The 19,476-nt window shown below is 50.7% G+C and carries 18 protein-coding genes; 8 read left to right on the top strand and 10 right to left on the bottom strand.

Features of this window, described 5'->3' with window-relative positions; all coding sequences use genetic code 11:
• Nucleotides 1-13 precede the first annotated feature (13 nt).
• Together frc and ACJHX7_RS07200 are read right to left on the bottom strand one after the other, a co-directional pair.
• Nucleotides 14-1,264: a formyl-CoA transferase gene (frc, locus tag ACJHX7_RS07205; RefSeq protein ID WP_000106759.1), complete on the bottom strand. Its 1,251-nt coding sequence runs from the start codon at nucleotides 1,262-1,264 to the stop codon at nucleotides 14-16.
• A gap of 512 nt (nucleotides 1,265-1,776) precedes the next feature.
• Nucleotides 1,777-2,400: a YfdX family protein gene (locus ACJHX7_RS07200; RefSeq protein WP_000825615.1), complete on the bottom strand. Its 624-nt coding sequence runs from the start codon at nucleotides 2,398-2,400 to the stop codon at nucleotides 1,777-1,779.
• A 295-nt stretch (nucleotides 2,401-2,695) separates the two neighbouring features.
• Between ACJHX7_RS07200 and ypdI the strand changes: the two genes are divergently transcribed.
• Nucleotides 2,696-2,971 carry a colanic acid biosynthesis lipoprotein YpdI gene (gene ypdI, locus ACJHX7_RS07195; protein WP_000867661.1) on the top strand — a complete coding sequence of 92 codons (276 nt, stop codon included), beginning with the start codon at nucleotides 2,696-2,698 and terminating at the stop codon, nucleotides 2,969-2,971.
• Nucleotides 2,972-3,047: 76 nt separating this feature from the next.
• Here the strand turns inward: ypdI and ACJHX7_RS07190 are convergent, their stop codons facing one another.
• Nucleotides 3,048-3,290 carry a YfdY family protein gene (locus ACJHX7_RS07190; RefSeq protein ID WP_000639883.1) on the bottom strand — a complete coding sequence of 81 codons (243 nt, stop codon included), beginning with the start codon at nucleotides 3,288-3,290 and terminating at the stop codon, nucleotides 3,048-3,050.
• A gap of 352 nt (nucleotides 3,291-3,642) precedes the next feature.
• Between ACJHX7_RS07190 and lpxP the strand changes: the two genes are divergently transcribed.
• Together lpxP and ypdK are read left to right on the top strand one after the other, a co-directional pair.
• Nucleotides 3,643-4,563, top strand: a complete 921-nt coding sequence (gene lpxP / locus ACJHX7_RS07185) for a kdo(2)-lipid IV(A) palmitoleoyltransferase (RefSeq protein WP_000484016.1) — start codon at nucleotides 3,643-3,645, stop codon at nucleotides 4,561-4,563.
• Nucleotides 4,564-4,918: 355 nt separating this feature from the next.
• Nucleotides 4,919-4,990: a membrane protein YpdK gene (gene ypdK, locus ACJHX7_RS07180; RefSeq protein ID WP_010723117.1), complete on the top strand. Its 72-nt coding sequence runs from the start codon at nucleotides 4,919-4,921 to the stop codon at nucleotides 4,988-4,990.
• Nucleotides 4,991-5,054: 64 nt separating this feature from the next.
• Here the strand turns inward: ypdK and alaC are convergent, their stop codons facing one another.
• Nucleotides 5,055-6,293: an alanine transaminase gene (alaC, locus tag ACJHX7_RS07175; RefSeq protein WP_094029664.1), complete on the bottom strand. Its 1,239-nt coding sequence runs from the start codon at nucleotides 6,291-6,293 to the stop codon at nucleotides 5,055-5,057.
• A gap of 376 nt (nucleotides 6,294-6,669) precedes the next feature.
• On the opposite strand from alaC, the gene ypdA reads away from it, so the two are divergent.
• The 3 genes from ypdA to ACJHX7_RS07160 are packed head-to-tail and all read left to right on the top strand — an operon-like array spanning nucleotide 6,670 to nucleotide 9,986.
• On the top strand, nucleotides 6,670-8,367 hold the full coding sequence (gene ypdA, locus ACJHX7_RS07170; protein ID WP_000544367.1) for a two-component system sensor histidine kinase YpdA: 1,698 nt from the start codon (nucleotides 6,670-6,672) through the stop codon (nucleotides 8,365-8,367).
• Nucleotides 8,368-8,381: 14 nt separating this feature from the next.
• The gene (gene ypdB / locus ACJHX7_RS07165) at nucleotides 8,382-9,116 is read left to right on the top strand and encodes a two-component system response regulator YpdB (RefSeq protein ID WP_001295458.1); all 735 of its coding nucleotides are present in this window, start codon (nucleotides 8,382-8,384) and stop codon (nucleotides 9,114-9,116) included.
• Between the two features lie 12 nt (nucleotides 9,117-9,128).
• Entirely contained in the window at nucleotides 9,129-9,986 is an 858-nt protein-coding gene (locus tag ACJHX7_RS07160) for an AraC family transcriptional regulator (protein WP_000646860.1), read from the top strand.
• A gap of 2 nt (nucleotides 9,987-9,988) precedes the next feature.
• On the opposite strand, the gene ptsP is transcribed toward ACJHX7_RS07160, so the two are convergent.
• The 6 genes from ptsP to glk form a co-directional block, all read right to left on the bottom strand.
• Entirely contained in the window at nucleotides 9,989-12,484 is a 2,496-nt protein-coding gene (ptsP, locus tag ACJHX7_RS07155) for a phosphoenolpyruvate--protein phosphotransferase (RefSeq protein ID WP_094029663.1), read from the bottom strand.
• Between the two features lie 24 nt (nucleotides 12,485-12,508).
• Nucleotides 12,509-13,546: an aminopeptidase gene (ypdE, locus tag ACJHX7_RS07150; RefSeq protein WP_000366049.1), complete on the bottom strand. Its 1,038-nt coding sequence runs from the start codon at nucleotides 13,544-13,546 to the stop codon at nucleotides 12,509-12,511.
• Complete coding sequence (gene ypdF, locus ACJHX7_RS07145; RefSeq protein ID WP_094029662.1) at nucleotides 13,546-14,631, bottom strand: aminopeptidase; 1,086 nt, start codon at nucleotides 14,629-14,631, stop codon at nucleotides 13,546-13,548. Before ypdF ends, ypdE begins: the two co-directional genes overlap by 1 nt.
• 14 nt (nucleotides 14,632-14,645) lie before the next feature.
• Nucleotides 14,646-15,893, bottom strand: coding sequence for a PTS fructose transporter subunit IIC (locus ACJHX7_RS07140; RefSeq protein WP_000985322.1), 1,248 nt, complete (start codon nucleotides 15,891-15,893; stop codon nucleotides 14,646-14,648).
• Nucleotides 15,894-15,914: 21 nt separating this feature from the next.
• The gene (locus tag ACJHX7_RS07135) at nucleotides 15,915-16,241 is read right to left on the bottom strand and encodes a PTS fructose transporter subunit IIB (RefSeq protein ID WP_000038456.1); all 327 of its coding nucleotides are present in this window, start codon (nucleotides 16,239-16,241) and stop codon (nucleotides 15,915-15,917) included.
• 218 nt (nucleotides 16,242-16,459) lie between these two features.
• Nucleotides 16,460-17,425: a glucokinase gene (gene glk, locus ACJHX7_RS07130; RefSeq protein ID WP_000170355.1), complete on the bottom strand. Its 966-nt coding sequence runs from the start codon at nucleotides 17,423-17,425 to the stop codon at nucleotides 16,460-16,462.
• 203 nt (nucleotides 17,426-17,628) lie between these two features.
• On the opposite strand from glk, the gene ACJHX7_RS07125 reads away from it, so the two are divergent.
• Together ACJHX7_RS07125 and ypeC are read left to right on the top strand one after the other, a co-directional pair.
• Complete coding sequence (locus ACJHX7_RS07125; protein ID WP_000903114.1) at nucleotides 17,629-18,885, top strand: ion channel protein; 1,257 nt, start codon at nucleotides 17,629-17,631, stop codon at nucleotides 18,883-18,885.
• Nucleotides 18,886-18,999: 114 nt separating this feature from the next.
• On the top strand, nucleotides 19,000-19,326 hold the full coding sequence (gene ypeC / locus ACJHX7_RS07120; RefSeq protein WP_000490072.1) for a DUF2502 domain-containing protein YpeC: 327 nt from the start codon (nucleotides 19,000-19,002) through the stop codon (nucleotides 19,324-19,326).
• Nucleotides 19,327-19,476 lie beyond the last annotated feature (150 nt).

Genomic DNA, 19,476 nt, shown 5'->3' with positions numbered 1-19,476 from the left:
GCCCCCGTTAATATCAGATGGCGTGGTTTTGCTTCATTGCAGCAATTTCATCGTCGCTATAACCCAGCTCCTGCAATACAGCAGCGGTATGTTCACCTAATAGCGGCGCAGCTTTAATATCCGGCGTAAAGGCAGAGAATTTCATTGGACAACCAACTGTCAGATATTTTCCACGCAACGGTTGTTCCACTTCGACAACACTGCCACTTTGGCGCAAAGAGGGATCAAGTGAAATTTCTTTCATACTTAAAACCGGTGCACAAGGAATATCAAACTGAGTCAAATAGGCCACAGCTTCATGTTTATCAATAGTGACAGTGTATTTTTCGATTTCAGCAAAAATATCGAAAATATGTGGCTGTCGGGCATGGGCTGTACTGTATGCCGGATCGGTAATCCATTCTGGTTTGCCGATGGCTTTACAGGTGTTTTCCCAGTTTTGCTCCTGAATAGTGAAATAAATATAGGCATTAGGATCGGTTTCCCAGCCTTTACATTTCAGGATCCAGCCAGGCTGACCGCCACCACCCGCATTACCACCGCGGGGAACTGCATCACCAAATGTGCCATTCGGATACTGCGGGTATTCTTCCAGATAACCCAATTTATCGAGACGCTGCTGGTCGCGTAATTTCACGCGGCAAAGGTTCAACACGGCATCCTGCATTGACATGGTGACTCGTTGCCCACGCCCCGTTTTTTCGCGATGCAGCAAAGCAGCAAGTAAACCGATCAGCAAATGCATTCCGGTGTTGCTGTCACCCAACGCTGCAGCGCTTACCAGCGGCGGGCCGTCCCAAAAACCCGTAGTAGATGCCGCGCCACCCGCTGCCTGAGCAACGTTTTCATAGGCTTTTACATTCACATAAGGCGAACACTCATCAAACCCTTTGATCGAACCAAAAATCAGACGTGGATTGATTTCTTGAATATGCTCCCAGGTGAAGCCCATATGATCAATGGCCCCTGGATGAAAGTTCTCGACTAAGATATCAGCTTCGCGGATCAGCTTTTCCATTACCTCTTTGCCTTCCGCTGTTTTGGTATTTAATTCAATAGAACGTTTGTTACTGTTAAGCATGGTGAAGTAAAGCGCATCGATATCAGGAATATCTCGCAGCTGGTGGCGCGTTACGTCACCAACGCCGGGACGTTCAATTTTAATGACGTCAGCGCCAAACCAGGCCAGCATTTGAGTACAAGATGGGCCAGATTGCACACCGGTGAAATCGAGAACTTTAATTCCTTGAAGTGGAGTTGACATAGCAATACCTATTAGTTAATTAAATATGTGTTAATTTAGCGTTTATTTAAGGCATAATGCCCTCTATAAATAATCCGCAAAATATCGTCGTAGCTGCACTCGATATTTTTAAATTCCTGTATCAAGTACTGAAAATCATTTCATCGCTACTTCCAATTCCTTTCTGCATGGTAAGTAGTGAGGACGAAAAGAAGAATATGATAAATATTGGTTCGTGGTAATCAGAGAGAGTCGCGGCATTTGTGATGTTATTCTTACAACTGTAAGAAGCGTCGGTGATCTACAAGTAAGGGTATGATTATGCTTTTTAAAGCGTACCATAAAACATAACATAATAAATGATTTGTGATGACACGGGATTATTGCGGTTTACTTTGAGGAAGATAAAATTCGAGTTTATAGAACTGCGAGCGCCAAATAATTTTATGACCACAACCTGTCGTATTGTGGTCATAAAAAATTGTCGGCTGGAGGGAGTTAAATCCTTTACCTCAATATACGGCCTGTCAGCATTAATTCACAAACAGTGCTTCGCTATCGACGATGATTCCATCTTCCGCACCTTTAAGCGCCAGGTTTGCCTCGTAGTATTGCTTTTTATCAAGCAGTTTCTGCGCATCAGCAAGTGCATTACGAGTCTGTTTAAGCGGCATCAGATATTGGTTTTCCATTACACCAACACCAGCCAGGCGAAGCTCTTCCATTGCGCCCTTTTTATCCCCTTTCGCCATTTTTTCGTTGGCAATTTTTATCGCGGCTTCTTTTTCGGGTGTCGCTACATAACTCTCAGAAATTCCGACAGATGCATTAATGACAATATATTGGTCATCATTGACATTGGTCTTTTTACCTGGCTTTGCGAACTTTGCCCATTCGGTACTATCATCAGACAGCAAAGCGGAAGCTTCATTGGTCAGTTCTTTTGCCTTTTCCGGATCGCCATGAAACAGAGCCAGGCGCGCTACCTGCACGTCACGCATCGCATATAAACCTTGTTCAGAGATACGCTCTGCTGCTGCCGTTTGCTGAACTTGCTGAGTTTGCTGTTGTGCCGCTACCGGTGCATTATCAGCAGCCCATACAGTTGAAGATGCCAGAACTGCTGTGACCATCGTAGCCATAATTAAACGTTTCATACTTACCTCATTCTTTAACAGTTTTAGAAAACGCCGCCATCATATTGGGTGAGCATGAAATGAGAAATCAGAGAGCAACGGACATTTTGAAAGGGTTATCTTACAACTGTAGTTATTATCGCAAAGCGGCATTTAGTCTTACAGTTGTAGGAATATGCTTCCTGTCACAGAGAACTATTCTTATATACCAAAAAGAGATGTCATTTATTATATCGATGTAAATACTGATTAATTATATGTAAATACAGCAATAACGTCGTAGGTTTTCAGTGAACCATTTTCAGGATAACTTTCTATGAAAGTAAACTTAATGCTTTTTAGCTTATTTTTATTGGTCTCTATTATGGCATGCAATGTTTTTGCATTTTCTATTTCTGGTGGTGGTAGTGAGGCGAGCTATAAAGAGACAGAAAAAACGTCAATGATGACGACAACTCATTCTACAAAATTTCAGCCATCACAGGCGATTTTGTTAAAAATGAGAGAAGATGCGCCACCATTAAACCTCACAGATGAAATTCCGCCCCCTTTTCCGACAAAGGCGAATTATCTTATCCATCCTGTGCGATAGCGTCTGTCACATGGCAGGTGAACAATCATGCCTGATGCTGATGTGAACACCTGCCCAAATGAACCATCCTGACCCACTAGCGCCTGCCATACCCCACCATAAAGCGAATCATCAAGCCACAAGCCGGGGCAAGAAACATAAATATCCCCGTCACTAGTTCATTACCGCCAGTTAACCACATGGTGAAGTAGTAAATGAGTGCAGCGAGGATCACCATGCCGAAGAAAGAAGAGACCGCCGAGACCACGTTCAGGACCTGACCGATGTATCCGCTTACGCAGACAATACACAGGGCGAGAAACATCCATAAATAAATCATAGCTCAACCTCCTGCCGCGCTAAAAAACCTGTAACTTCAGTCACTTTAATAGTAAGACAATCCTTAACCTCTGGCAATTTTTGCTAAGCATCAATGAAAACAGCACGTTAAATGCAACGCTATTGCGTGCGGAAAACTTTTTACTTTGCACGATTAATAATCAGTAGCTGAAAGCAGTCAGCCAGTGATAAAGTAGAGCCACCGCATTCATGCTCCTCGTGGTTATGTCCTGACTAGTCTTTACACTCTTTACAGGAACCATTGTCGTACATGATGGCCTAATCAATTGAGTGTACCGCTGTCGACATGGAATCTTCTGCGATACAACAATTCGTATCTACAGAAGGTAACTATGTTTCCAAAATGCAAATTTTCACGCGAGTTTCTGCATCCTCGCTACTGGCTCACGTGGTTTGGGCTTGGTGTACTCTGGCTTTGGGTACAGCTTCCTTATCCTGTTCTCTGCTTTCTCGGCACGCGTATCGGCACAATGGCGCGACCATTCCTGAAACGTCGTGAATCTATCGCCCGTAAAAACCTGGAACTTTGCTTCCCGCAGCATTCTGCGGAAGAACGTGAGAAGATGATTGCCGAAAACTTTCGTTCACTCGGCATGGCGCTGGTAGAAACCGGCATGGCGTGGTTCTGGCCCGACAGTCGCGTACGTAAATGGTTTGATGTTGAAGGGTTGGATAACCTTAAACGCGCACAAATGCAAAATCGCGGCGTAATGGTTGTCGGCGTCCATTTTATGTCGCTGGAACTGGGCGGCCGCGTGATGGGACTGTGCCAACCAATGATGGCTACCTATCGTCCACATAATAATCAGCTGATGGAATGGGTGCAGACCCGTGGGCGCATGCGCTCTAACAAAGCGATGATCGGCAGAAATAATCTGCGCGGCATTGTCGGTGCACTGAAGAAAGGTGAAGCGGTATGGTTTGCTCCCGATCAGGATTATGGTCGTAAAGGCAGCTCCTTCGCGCCGTTCTTTGCGGTGGAAAATGTTGCCACAACCAATGGTACGTATGTCCTTTCACGTCTCTCTGGCGCAGCCATGTTAACCGTAACGATGGTAAGAAAAGCGGATTACAGCGGATATCGTTTGTACATCACCCCAGAGATGGAAGGCTACCCGGCAGATGAAAATCAAGCCGCTGCCTATATGAACAAGATTATCGAAAAAGAGATCATGCGCGCACCGGAGCAGTACCTATGGATCCACCGTCGCTTTAAAACGCGCCCGGTGGGAGAATCGTCGCTATACATTTAACAAACTGCTCTTACTCTTTCCCTCCTCAAATCAGCCATAATAACCTCATGGTTTTTATGGCTTTTTTCTTAAGGTTTTTTCCTTCGCTGAATCTCTAATTATTACCGTCAGAAATTAAACTGTCGCCGATATGAGACACCTGTAAGTTACTAAAAGTAAATAAGAAAATGCCTCTTGTCTCGTTTCAGTTTTAGGCGTACATTAGCGCCGTCTGGAGCAGTTTAGCTCAGAATTCTGGGGTGATGCCCACGGTAAAATACAGGACTTTTAAGGTCGTTTTGCCCGGTGTCAACTCACTGTATCAGGTGTAATGAAGTCATTCAGGCGTAACAGTAATTACGCGGAGAGATGTAAAGTGAAATATTTCTTTATGGGCATTTCTTTTATGGTCATCGTTTGGGCCGGTACTTTTGCCCTGATGATCTAAAAGCAAACTGTGCAATGAAAAACAGGAGCCATCTGGCTCCTGTTTGCATTTCTGGCGATGGTGTTTATTCCGCGTTTTCGTGAATATGTTTGCTGCTGGCGGGTAGTAAACCGTCGGCACGGAACATCGCTTTAATTCCACGAATCGCCTGGCGAATACGATCGCGGTTTTCAATCAGTGCAAAGCGAACATGGGTGTCGCCGTAGTCGCCAAAGCCAATCCCTGGAGAGACACAGACCTTCGCTTCGTTAAGCATTTTCTTGGCAAATTCCAGTGAACCCATGGCCGCATACGGTTCCGGGATTTTCGCCCAGACATACATCGAAGCCTTCGGCATTTCGACCATCCAGCCCGCTTCATGCAGCCCTTTTACCAGTACATCACGGCGGCGTTTGTACTGTTCGGCAATGTCGCGCACGCACTGTTGATCGCCCTCCAGCGCCGCAATCGCTGCCACCTGCAACGGCGTAAAGGTGCCGTAATCGTGATAGCTTTTAATACGTGCCAACGCGCTGACCAGCGTTTTGTTACCGACCATAAAGCCGATACGCCAGCCCGCCATGTTGTAGCTTTTCGACAGCGTAAAGAACTCGACTGCCACATCGCGTGCACCTGGCACCTGCATGATTGACGGCGCTTTCCAGCCATCGTAGACGATGTCCGCATAGGCCAGGTCATGGACCACCAGCACATCGTAGCGTTTCGCCAGCGCCACTACTTTTTCGAAGAACTCCAGCTCCACGCATTGCGCGGTTGGGTTCGACGGGAAGCCGAGGATCATCATCTTCGGTTTCGGATAACTTTCGCGAATGGCGCGTTCCAGTTCGTTGAAGAAATCGACACCTTCCACCAGCGGCACTGAGCGTACCTGCGCCCCGGCAATCACCGCGCCGTAAATATGAATCGGGTAGCTTGGATTAGGCACCAGTACAGTGTCACCATGATCCAGCGTCGCCAGCATCAGATGCGCCAGTCCCTCTTTCGAACCAATGGTGACGATAGCTTCTGATTCCGGGTCGATCTCAACGCCGTAGCGATCCTGATACCAGCGGGAAATGGCGCGACGTAACCGCGGAATGCCGCGCGACGTGGAGTAACCATGCGTGTCCGGGCGCTGGGCCACCGTACATAATTTTTCGACGATATGCGGCGGAGTCGCACCGTCCGGGTTACCCATACTGAAATCGATAATATCTTCGCCGCGCCGACGCGCAGCCATTTTCAGTTCAGCGGTAATATTAAAAACGTAGGGCGGGAGACGATCAATACGCGTAAAGCGACGTTCAGGGCGAGTGTCAGCCATAATTTCCTCAGATTAACGTTAGCGCCCGGACCGTCCGAGCGACGCTGCCACGATGGTGGCTGTTTTGAAAATAGCCTGATTAATTTCTGTCTGTCCAGCGTTTTAGAACATTTTTATCAATGGTTTTAAATGAGGAACTCCACTTCAAAAACAGGAAATTTATCTACGCTAACAAGAAAATTACCACTCATTTTATTAACATTATAATTTCAATAAATTTACCAACCAGATGTGCATTATCAAGAGATGCATTGCTAATACACCATTTATCTTTCAATCCCCTTTTAAAATTGTGGTTTTTCCTCAAAAACGGCCTGCTGGTCATCAGCCTTCAGGTTACCTATCATAGAGGTTTAATCCTTATTCAGAGTCACCCGTGCACGAAATATTCAACATGCTGCTGGCGGTCTTCGATCGGGCAGCGTTAATGCTTATCTGCCTGTTCTTTCTCATCCGTATCCGCCTGTTTCGCGAACTGTTGCACAAGTCGGCACACTCCCCAAAAGAGTTGCTCGCTGTTACCGCCATTTTCTCGCTGTTCGCCCTGTTCAGCACCTGGTCCGGCGTTCCCGTAGAAGGCTCACTGGTGAACGTACGTATTATCGCGGTGATGTCAGGCGGGATTCTGTTTGGCCCGTGGGTAGGCATTATTACCGGCGTGATTGCGGGTATTCACCGGTATTTAATTGATATCGGCGGCGTGACGGCGATCCCCTGCTTTATCACCAGCATTCTGGCGGGTTGTATATCGGGCTGGATCAACCTGAAAATCCCCAAAGCACAGCGCTGGCGCGTCGGTATTCTCGGCGGCATGTTATGTGAAACGTTGACCATGATTCTGGTGATTGTCTGGGCACCAACTACCGCGTTGGGGATCGATATCGTCTCTAAAATCGGGATTCCAATGATCCTCGGTAGCGTCTGTATCGGCTTTATTGTGCTGCTGGTGCAAAGCGTTGAGGGCGAAAAAGAGGCCAGCGCCGCGCGGCAGGCCAAGCTGGCGCTGGATATCGCCAACAAAACGCTGCCGCTGTTTCGCCATGTCAATAGCGAGTCATTACGCAAAGTCTGCGAAATTATCCGCGATGACATTCACGCCGATGCGGTGGCGATTACTAATACCGATCATGTGCTGGCCTACGTTGGCGTGGGTGAACATAACTATCAGAATGGCGATGACTTCATTAGCCCGACTACCCGTCAGGCGATGAATTATGGAAAAATCATCATTAAAAACAATGATGAAGCCCACCGCACACCAGAGATTCATTCCATGCTGGTGATCCCATTGTGGGAGAAAGGCGTTGTGACCGGAACGCTGAAAATTTACTACTGCCACGCGCATCAGATCACCTCGTCATTACAGGAAATGGCGGTCGGTCTGTCGCAAATCATCTCCACCCAACTGGAGGTTTCACGCGCCGAGCAGCTACGTGAAATGGCAAATAAGGCAGAGCTTCGCGCCCTGCAAAGCAAAATTAATCCCCATTTCCTGTTTAACGCTTTGAACGCTATTTCATCGTCAATCCGTCTGAATCCGGATACAGCTCGCCAGCTGATCTTTAATCTGTCGCGTTATCTGCGCTATAACATTGAATTAAAAGACGATGAGCAAATCGATATCAAAAAAGAGCTGTATCAAATTAAAGACTATATTGCCATTGAGCAGGCCCGCTTTGGCGACAAGCTGACGGTTATCTATGATATTGATGAAGAGGTGAATTGCTACATTCCCAGCCTGCTGATCCAGCCGTTGGTGGAAAACGCCATTGTCCACGGTATCCAGCCTTGCAAAGGTAAAGGCGTTGTCACCATCAGCGTTGCAGAGTGCGGTAATCGGGTACGTATTGCGGTGCGAGATACCGGGCACGGCATCGATCCAAAGGTGATTGAGCGGGTCGAAGCGAACGAAATGCCGGGCAATAAAATTGGCCTGCTGAATGTCCATCATCGCGTGAAGTTATTGTATGGCGAGGGGCTGCATATCCGCCGCCTCGAACCAGGAACGGAAATTGCGTTTTACATTCCTAACCAACGCACCCCAGTCGCCTCACAGGCTACGTTATTGCTTTGAGCCGGAGTGATATTGTGAAAGTCATCATTGTTGAAGACGAATTCCTGGCACAACAGGAACTGAGCTGGCTAATTAAAGAGCACAGCCAGATGGAGATTGTCGGCACCTTTGACGACGGTCTGGACGTGTTGAAGTTTTTGCAGCATAACCGCGTCGACGCCATTTTTCTGGATATCAATATTCCGTCGCTGGATGGTGTGTTGCTGGCACAAAACATCAGCCAGTTCGCCCATAAACCGTTTATTGTGTTCATCACCGCGTGGAAAGAACATGCGGTAGAAGCGTTTGAACTGGAAGCGTTTGACTACATTCTCAAACCGTATCAGGAGTCACGCATTACCGGGATGCTGCAAAAACTGGAAGCGGCCTGGCAACAACAGCAGACCAGCAGTACGCCTGCCGCGACGGTAACGCGTGAGAATGACACCATTAATCTGGTGAAAGATGAGCGAATCATCGTCACGCCCATTAACGATATCTATTACGCCGAAGCGCACGAGAAAATGACCTTTGTCTATACGCGGCGTGAATCCTACGTAATGCCGATGAACATTACCGAGTTTTGCAGCAAGTTGCCGCCGTCGCATTTTTTCCGCTGCCATCGCTCATTTTGTGTCAATCTGAACAAAATCCGCGAGATCGAACCGTGGTTTAATAACACCTATATTCTGCGGCTGAAAGATCTGGATTTTGAAGTGCCGGTCAGCCGCAGCAAAGTTAAAGAATTCCGCCAGTTAATGCATCTTTAATCGGGAACTTTCATGAAAGCACCAGGCTTGCCCGCCGATCAACAATTTTTCGCCGATCTGTTCAGCGGCCTGGTGCTTAACCCGCAACTACTGGGGCGCGTCTGGTTTGCCAGCCAGCCTGCCTCATTGCCAGTGGGCAGTTTATGTATTGATTTTCCCCGTCTGGATATCGTGCTACGCGGCGAATACGGCAATCTGCTGGAAGCAAAGCAGCAACGTATGGTGGAAGGAGAAATGCTGTTTATTCCGGCACGCGCGGCTAATTTACCGGTCAACAACAAACCGGTGATGCTGTTAAGCCTGGTGTTCGCACCGACCTGGCTTGGGTTATCGTTTTACGATAGCCGCACCACGTCGTTGTTGCATCCTGCCCGCCAGATCCAGCTTCCCAGCCTGCAACGCGGCGAAGGTGAAGCGATGCTTACCGCCCTCACCCATCTTAGCCGTTCGCCGCTGGAGCAGAATATCATTCAGCCACTGGTGTTAAGTTTGCTGCATCTTTGCCGCAACGTGGTGAATATGCCACCGGGCAATTCGCAGCCGCGCGGCGATTTTCTCTATCACAGCATTTGTAACTGGGTTCAGGATAATTATGCCCAGCAGCTCACCCGCGAGAGCGTGGCTCAGTTTTTTAATATCACGCCCAATCATCTGTCAAAACTGTTTGCTCAGCATGGAACAATGCGTTTTATCGAGTATGTTCGCTGGGTACGAATGGCAAAGGCAAGGATGATTTTGCAGAAATATCATCTGTCGATTCATGAAGTGGCACAGCGTTGCGGTTTTCCGGACAGCGACTATTTTTGTCGCATTTTCCGGCGTCAGTTTGGCCTGACGCCGGGAGAGTACAGCGCCCGTTTTCAGGGCTAACGTCAGAAGGTTAATTCCGTTTCCAGCAGCGTCAGGATGCTTTGCGCATCTTGCGCGGCGAACAGCGACTGGCGGAAGTTTTTATTCACCAGTTTGCGCGCCAGCTGCGAGAAGACTTTCACATGGCTCATCCCTTCGTTAGCACCTAACGTCAGCATGATCACCAGTTCGACTTCGCCCATTTCTGACTGCCAGTCAACCGGTTTCACCAGCCGGGCAATGCTGATACTGGAATGACGGATCCACTGAGATTTGGTGTGCGGGATCGCTACGCCAAAACCAACGCCGGTGGTAACAATCTCTTCCCGCTGCCAGACATCTTCTTCCAGCTCAAACGGATGTTCAGTACGCCCGTTAACGCCGAGGTTACCGCACAGGAACTGGATCGCCTGCTCTTTATTGCTAAAGGCCTGATCAACGAAGATATTCTCCAGCGCCAGCAGCGGGCGAACGTCTTCTTCCGGCGTAAACGCGGTGAGTAACGCTTCAATCTCCTGCGCGCTGCGGCATTCACATGCCTGACGCGCCAGTTCCCGACACGCCTCGCTATCCAGTTGACGAAGCTGGCTTTTCACCGCCGGAATGCGCGGGCTACTCATACTCAGCTCGTCCAGGCCCAGCCCAAGCAGTAGCGGAAGATAACGGCTTTCACCGCCCAGTTCACCGCAAATACCTACCCATTTACCCCGCTGATGCGCAGTGGTAACAATCTGCTGCAACATGCGCAGGAACGATGGCGTAATCGGGTTATACAGCGGCGATACGCGCGGGTTATTACGATCGACCGCATACAGATACTGGGTCATATCGTTGGAGCCGATACTGAAGAAATCGACCTCATCGCAGAAGTGATCGATGATGTAGCACACCGACGGCACTTCCACCATGATACCCAGCGTAATCGTCTCTGCATGACGCAGGCCATCGCGCTTAAGCTCAACGATCGCTTTTTGGATCTCGCCCTTCACCCATAAGATCTGATCGAGGCTGTGAACCATCGGGATCATCAACTGGGCGTTGCCGAAACTGGCGGCGCGCAAAATGGCCCGCAGTTGAGTGCGAAACAGGCCAGCAAATTCCGGGTAAATACGTACCGCGCGATAGCCGAGGAACGGGTTCTCTTCCTGGGGAATATTCAGATAAGGAATGCTTTTATCGCCGCCGATGTCCATCGTGCGGAAGATAATCGGCTTGTCGCCCGCCGCCAGTAGCACCTGCTGGTAGGCTTCAAATTGCTCCTGCTCGTCCGGCGCGCTGTCGCGATCCATATAGAGCATTTCGGTACGGAACAGCCCGACACCTTCCGCGCCGTTGGCAAACGCGCCTGGGGCTTCCAGAGCGGTGCCAATATTCGCCGTAATATCAATACGCTTGTTATCACGGGAATAGGCCAGCTGCGCGGCAGCCTGCGCCTGTTGTTTTTGGCGTTTATCCGCCAGCGTCTGCGCGACCTGATAATAACCGCTCACCGCGTCATTCGGGTTAATCGCCAGCACGCCGCACTGGGCGTCAAGCACTGCCGGTTGCCCGGCATAACGGGCAATCGCATCCAGCGGCAGGCCGCTCAGTACCGGGATCGCCGAAGCGCGGGCCAGGATCAGGGTATGCGAGGTGCGCCCGGTTTTCTCCAGAATCATGCCCGCAAGATTTTTTAAATCGAGGCTCAAAAACTGGCTTGGGGTTAAATCTTCAGCCACCAGAATGGTCGGTTTTTCAAGCACCAGATTATTGCGCGGTTTTAGTTCCGGCCAGGTGATATGCAGCAACTGTTCGCTGATATCGCGAATGTCGCTGACCCGCTCGCGCAGATAATCGCTGGTAGAAGCAGATAGTTTGGCGCAAACCTGCTCCATATTGCTGATGATCGCCGCCCCCAGTCCCTGATGCTGTTCTGCCATCAGGTGACGGATATTGCCTGCAAATTCATCATCCTGAATCAGCGACAAATGGGCGCTGAGGATAGTTTTGCTTTCGCCGTCACGCTCACGCAGCTGCTGGTTCAGTTGCTCGGCAAGCGTTGCCAGGCTGTGCTCCAGCAGGGTGGAATCTTGCGCACTGGCGGGGATTGCCCGATAACTATCGAGGCTGTCGCTCTGTAACAGGGTCAGCGTACCCACGCCGACGCCGCTTGCCAGCACATTGCCGTACAGTAAATCAGGATTCAGACGGCTTAATGAACGCGGCAGCGGATGCGCCGTCAGTTCTGCCTGCGTTGGCTGGACGCTGTCGCTGTCGATAAAGCGCACCTGGATGTACTCTTCCAGCACGCGCCGCGCCTGCTCTTCATCGCTGCCGCTAATGTTCAGGCTGCAACTGTCATTAAATAGGGTGCCGGTGCCAATCAGCGCCAGCGAGCTTTTCGCATCTGCCTTTGCGTTCTGGCGATGGTTGATGAAGGTGATTTCGCTTTGCCACTGGCTGCACTGTTCTTTAAGTTCCCACGCCGGACGAGCATGCAGACCGTTAGGCAGAGGACAGAGAAATTGAATCGTTAGCATAACCGCTCCGGGTTAATCAGGAGATCATCTGAAATCCGTCAGTTGAACAACCGTCTCACGCGTAAGACGTTGAATAAGGGCAGATAAAAGTTGCTGCATCTGCAAAATGTCGCGGCAATCGGCAATCGATGCCGCGCAATGTCCGTGGCGGGTGGCAGGCCCCATCACCACTGTGGGTACGCCAGTGCCGGTTAAATGCACCGCTCCACCGTCCGTGCCGCCGTTACTGAACATATCTGCCTGTAACGGCACGCCAATTTCTGCCGCCACGGTTTCAATCCACGCGGTAAGTTTTGGCGGCGCAATCAGCGACTTGTCGCTTAACACCAGCATCGGCCCGTTACCAATCTGACGATGGTTAGCCGCGCCATAATCAAAGTTTTTCGCCCAGCAGGCGGTATCAAGCACAATGGCGACGTCCGGCGACACCGCGCGGGTGGCAGTTTGCCCGCCGCGTAATCCCACCTCTTCGCTGGAACTTGCCACCAGCCACACTTCCGCAGGCAGTTCGGCGTCGTGCAGCTCACGTAGTAACGTCACCAGCAGATAGCAACCGAGGCGATCATCAAAGGCTTTCCCCATCACCCGCTGGTGCGGGAGAACCTGAAAAGTTGTATCAAAGGTGACGCGATCGCCTGGACGAATTCCCGCCTGCATCACTTCGTCATACGAGCGCGCACCAATGTCCACGCGCATGGTGCTGACGTCATTTCCCTGCCGGTCGCCGTCAAGCAGGCCAGGTATTTTGCACTCTTCACGGGTGGTGATGCGCACCGGCTGAAGCTGTCGGGCAGCCATGCGTACATTGCCAACCGGCAACACATCGATCGCCCCTTCGCGGGAGATGCTGCGCACCATAAATCCTACTTCGTCCATATGCGCACAGATCATCACCTTCGGACCTGTCGATTCATTGAGGCGGATCAGCACCGATCCCAGGCCATCAAATCGCACTTCTTTTTGCAGGCGATCCGCTTCTTCCAGCAGGATCTGCCGCACTTCCTGTTCCGAGGAGGCGATCGCATCTGCCTCGCTCAACGCTTTTAATAACGATAAATCCATTATGCCTCTCCCGTGAGCAACACTGTTTTCGGCATGGCGTAGAGCACTTCTGCGCCTTGCGGGGTGACCAGCACAACATCTTCGATGCGCACGCCCCCTTGCCCTGGCAAATAAATCCCCGGCTCCACGGTCAGTAACATGCCTGGCTGTAGCGTCGTGGTGTCCCGCGGTGAAAAACGCGGATCTTCATGGACTTCAGTGCCGATAGCATGACCGGTGTTATGACCGAAATAGTCGCCAAATCCAGCCTCGGTAATCACCCGGCGCGCGGCGTCGTCAACCTGCTGGCAGCGCACGCCGGGGCGAATCGCGGAGATTGCCGCCAGCTGTGCCTGCAAAACAATCTGATAGACGTTAAACAGCGGGTGAGATTCGGCGCTCACCCCTTCGCCATTCACCAGCAAGGTGCGCGTCATATCAGAGCAGTAGCCCTGATACAGCGCACCAAAATCAAGAGTGACAAACTCGCCCGCTGCAACAATCTTGTCGCTGGCTTTACCGTGCGGCAGCGCCCCACGCCAGCCACTGGCGACAATGGTATCGAAAGAGGCTTTTTCTGCGCCCTGCTGGCGCATAAACCACTCCAGTTCAGCGGCTATCTCGCGCTCGCTCATTCCCGCCTGAATAAAGCGGCGAATATGCTCTGCACCGCGATCGGCAATCCCACAGGCGAGGCGGATTTTCTCCACCTCCTCTGGCGTTTTGATTTGCCGCAGCACATCCGGCGTGGCGCTTACCAGTTTCGCATTGAGTTCAGACTGCCAGCGGTGCGCGGTTTCCCAACTCACCTGCTGGCCTTCAAAACCGAGCGTTTGCAACTGCTCATCGGCAATGATTTGCCTGGCGATGGTTGCAAGCGTGTGCGTCGCGTCAAGCAAATGCAGCTGGTAACCTTGCGTGCGGGCTTCTACATCCGCGTAATAGCGCGAGTCCACCAGAATGTGCGCACTTTCACGGCTAATCAGCACATAGCCTGATCCGGTGGAGATCCCCAGATGCGGCTGTTTGTTCTGCCGTGAGGAGAGAAGCACCGCATCCAGTTGTTGCGCCTTAAGCCAGTCACGCAGCGAAGCGAGTAATGTCATCTGGATTTTCCTTCTTACAGGCTATCGATTAACAATTTGCCTTTACGGAACATCATCAGACGCAGGAACACCACCATCAGCGCAGTAATGACTGCTCCCAGCGCGATCCCCGCCATATAGACGCCCAGGTTAGTGACCAGTGGCCATGCCCAGATAGCGGACTCCGGGAACCATTGCACTGCGCCCAGCCAGACTGCAGCGGTTGAGCCGACAATCGCGCCAACCATATAGGACGGAATGGCGGTGATGGGACTTTCCAGTGCAAACGGAATCGCACCTTCACTGATCCCCATAAACGCCAGGAACATGGCGGTTTTACCCTGCGGATAAAGCTGAGCACTGAACAGACGTTTGCCGGTTAAACGGCGGTCGATAATGGTCGCCAGACCCAGACCAATCGGCGGAATAACAATAGCGATGGAACGCGCGGTAACCGGTAATACGTGGTCAGTGGTAAAGCTGAAGGCAACGAAACCAGCTGCTTTGTTGATCGGGCCACCAAGGTCGATTGCTGTCGCCGCGGCGATCCCCATCGCGTACATCAGCGCGCCCTTCTCACCTGCGGCAGTCAGCACGGTACGGATACCGCCGTTGATCCAGCCACCAAAGGGGGTGATGACGTAGTACATCGCCAGCATGACAAAAATGGCGGAAAGAATCGGTAGCAAAAATGTGGTTTTGAACGCTAACAGGAAATCCGGTAACTGGATTTTCTGGTTCATCCACTTCACAAGGTAACCAGCAACGATAGAAATAATCAGGGCACCAATGAAGGTGGACGGCACCGGCGAAGAGGTCGCCCATTGCATAGTGCTGGGATCGAAGTTCAGCAGTTGCGTCGGCTGGGTAGACATCAAGCCGCCGATAAAACCAGCCGGGAACGCCAGTTTGCCACCGATGGAGTTCGCCACAAAAGCGGCAAACATCGGTATGGCAAAGCCAAACAGCACGCCACCAAAGGACTGTGACAGCCAGGCAAACTTCAGTAAGGAGAGGTCGAAACCGGAGAATTTCCCGCTATTAAGAGCATCCATGATGCCGATATCAGCAGGAATTTTAAGCCAGCTATAAGCAATCAGCTGGCTGAAAGCGAGGATCACACCGCCCATAATTAAGGTCGGCACCATGCGTGAAATCCCTGACATCACATGCTGCGGGAGTTCACCCCAGAAGCTGGATTTAGAGGCCTGCGGATTCTTAACTGCCGCTGCCGCACCGGATGCGCCAGGCACAACGGTTGCACTGCGTTTTTTAATGGCCATAACAATTATCCCTGTCGAATATTACTGTTGTTCAGAGGCAATCATCTCTTCGATTTCTTTGATGATTCCCGCAGCGTTTTTAATTGCGTCCTGCAAAGTGATTTCATAAACGTCGCGTGATTCGAAACGTTCGTTATCTTCCGGGGTAACTGCCACGGAGTGGATGATGATGGTCGCTTCGGCGATATCCTGCGCCGTCAGGCGATTCTGGATACCGTCCGCGCCCTGGGTTTCAATTTTCACTTCATAACCGGCTTCTACCGCCGCTTCTTCCAGCGCCTGAGCGGCCATAAAAGTGTGAGCCAGGCCCATTGGGCAGGCACATAAGGCAATCAGTTTCTTACTCATCGTTAATTCCTCGTTCAGTGATAGTTAACGAGTGAAATTATGAACGTGCAAAACAAATCGCCGTTACCAGACAAATAATGCATTTACTGGAGAATTAATCCCGCTGTACGGAAGTGTGACGCAGGTCGGCCTTGTGAGGGGACACAAAGAAAAATTGAATTAACTGTATGATTTAAAAGATTATCGGGAGAGTTACCTCCCGATATAACAGGAAGGATTTAGAGAATGTGACCTAAGGTCTGGCGTAAATGTGCACCGGAACCGAGAAGACCCGGATTGTCATGGACGATGAGATATACCGGAATATCATGGACATATTCCTTAAAGCGCCCTTTATCTTCAAATGCGGCGCGGAAACCAGAGGCTTTGAAGAACTCAAGGAAGCGCGGCACGATACCACCCGCAATAAACACGCCGCCAAATGTCCCGAGATTGAGCGCCAGATTGCCGCCAAAACGGCCCATAATGACGCAAAACAGCGACAACGCGCGGCGGCAATCGGTGCAGCTGTCAGCCAGCGCGCGTTCGGTAATATCTTTTGGCTTGAGATTTTCTGGCAGGCGGTTGTCGGCTTTAACAATTGCGCGATACAAATTCACCAGTCCAGGGCCAGAAAGCACGCGTTCCGCCGAAACATGACCAATTTCCGCACGCAATATTTCGAGGATAATGCCCTCTTCTTCACTATTCGGCGCAAAATCAACGTGACCGCCTTCTCCTGGCAAGCTTACCCAACGCTTATCGACATGGACCAGATGCGCAACCCCAAGCCCTGTTCCGGCACCGTAAACCGCAATAGGCTTACCTTCTACCGGTTCTGCGCCACCAAACTGAATCAGATGCTCTTTTTTCAGCATCGGGATCGCCATCGATACAGCAGTAAAATCGTTAATAATTTCCAGATGGCTAAAACCGAGATTCTTTTTCATTTCGGCAATTGAGAACGCCCAGGTATGGTTGGTCATTGCCACCCAGTCACCGGTAATTGGGCAAGCGATGGCAATACAGCCGTCTTTCACCTCGACCTTATGTTCTTCAAGATAAACGCGAATGACCGCTTCGAGGCTGGGGTAATCAAGCCCTGAATAGGTCTTAGCCTGCGAGATTTCACCACTGGCAATATCACACAGAGCAAGACGTGCGTTGGTGCCGCCCACATCACCGACTAATGCATACTTTGTCATTCTTCAACTGCTCCGCTAAAGTCAAAATAATTCTTTCTCACACTGTAAATACCTGGGGGCATAACAACAACGCCGGAAAGGCAGGCTCCCTGTAAATATCGATCTGGGTCACACAATTACTTTATCGTTTCAGCACCAATTGCAGCGATGCCTTTTTGCAAGCTGGGCAAACTAAGTATCTGACCCCGCATAAGGAATAGAACATGCTCCATCCGCGAGCCAGAACCATGTTGTTATTATCGCTCCCCGCCGTGGCAATTGGGATTGCGTCCAGTCTTATTCTGATTGTGGTGATGAAAATCGCCTCGGTATTACAGAATTTGCTCTGGCTACGACTGCCGGGAACTCTGGGGATAGCCCAGGATTCACCTTTCTGGATCATCGCCATATTAACGCTAACAGGTATTGCGGTGGGGTTGGTTATCCGTTTCAGCCAGGGGCATGCTGGACCAGACCCCGCCTGTGAACCGCTGATCGGCGCACCGGTTCCGCCCTCTGCGCTACCAGGACTTATCGTAGCATTAATTCTCGGTCTTGCTGGCGGCGTCAGCCTGGGGCCGGAACATCCGATCATGACCGTCAATATCGCCCTTGCGGTTGCGATAGGTGCTCGTCTGTTACCGCGCGTCAACCGGATGGAGTGGACTATTTTAGCCTCTGCTGGAACTATCGGCGCGCTGTTTGGCACACCTGTTGCGGCGGCGTTGATATTTTCGCAAACCTTAAATGGCAGTAGTGAAGTCCCGCTATGGGATCGTCTCTTTGCGCCGTTAATGGCGGCGGCGGCTGGTGCGCTAACCACCGGATTGTTTTTCCATCCTCATTTTTCACTGCCCATTGCGCATTATGGGCAGATGGAGATGACCGATATTCTCAGCGGTGCAATTGTGGCGGCGATTGCCATCGCAGCAGGGATGGTTGCCGTATGGTGTCTGCCACGGTTGCACGCGATGATGCATCAGATTAAAAATCCGGTGCTAATGCTGGGAGTGGGCGGATTTATTCTCGGTATTCTGGGGGTTATTGCTGGACCAGTTTCGCTATTTAAAGGGCTGGATGAGATGCAGCAGATGGTGGCAAATCAGGCTTTCAGCACCAGCGATTACTTTTTGCTGGCCGTGATTAAACTTGCCGCTCTCGTGGTTGCTGCCGCCAGCGGCTTTCGCGGTGGGCGAATATTCCCGGCAGTGTTTGTCGGGGTGGCATTAGGGTTGATGCTGCATGAGCACGTTCCCGCCGTTCCAGCGGCAATAACCGTTTCCTGCGCTATTCTCGGCATCGTGCTGGTGGTAACACGCGATGGCTGGTTAAGTCTTTTTATGGCGGCAGTCGTTGTACCCAATACCACATTGCTACCGCTGCTCTGTATCGTCATGCTTCCGGCATGGCTGTTATTAGCAGGTAAGCCGATGATGATGGTCAATCGTCCGAAGCAACAGCCACCCCACGATAACGTTTAGCAAAAAATGCTCTCCTTTATGATTTAAGAGTTATGGCGATGATACGGGGCTTTACCTCCCCGTAATATTGCGTTAACAGGCCGCTGACGGCTTCGATCGTGAAGGAGAATAACAATGTTCAGGTCACTGTTTCTGGCGGCCGCCCTGATGGCATTTACCCCGCTTGCGGCAAACGCAGGTGAAATCACCCTACTGCCATCAATCAAATTACAAATTGGCGATCGCGATCATTACGGTAATTACTGGGACGGTGGTCACTGGCGCGACCGTGACTACTGGCATCGCAATTATGAATGGCGTAAGAACCGCTGGTGGCGTCATGATAATGGCTACCACCGTGGCTGGGATAAGCGTAAAGCCTATGAGCGTGGCTATCGTGAAGGCTGGCGCGATCGTGACGATCATCGCGGAAAAGGCCGCGGACATGGGCATCGCCATTAAACACATTCGCCAATGGAGCACAATGCCTGATGCGACGCTAGCTGAACTGAACCCCAAAACCTGGACAGTTTCAGTTAACCGGCTTTTTGATACTCAGTCCGGTATTCTACCGGGCTGAGTCCCCCAAGACTGAGTTTTATTCTTTTTTGA

This window comes from Escherichia sp. WS1451 (assembly GCF_046487365.1).
Lineage (GTDB): Bacteria > Pseudomonadota > Gammaproteobacteria > Enterobacterales > Enterobacteriaceae > Escherichia > Escherichia coli.
Note: the sequence above shows the minus strand (reverse complement) of the source record. Positions and strands in the feature narration are given on the sequence as shown.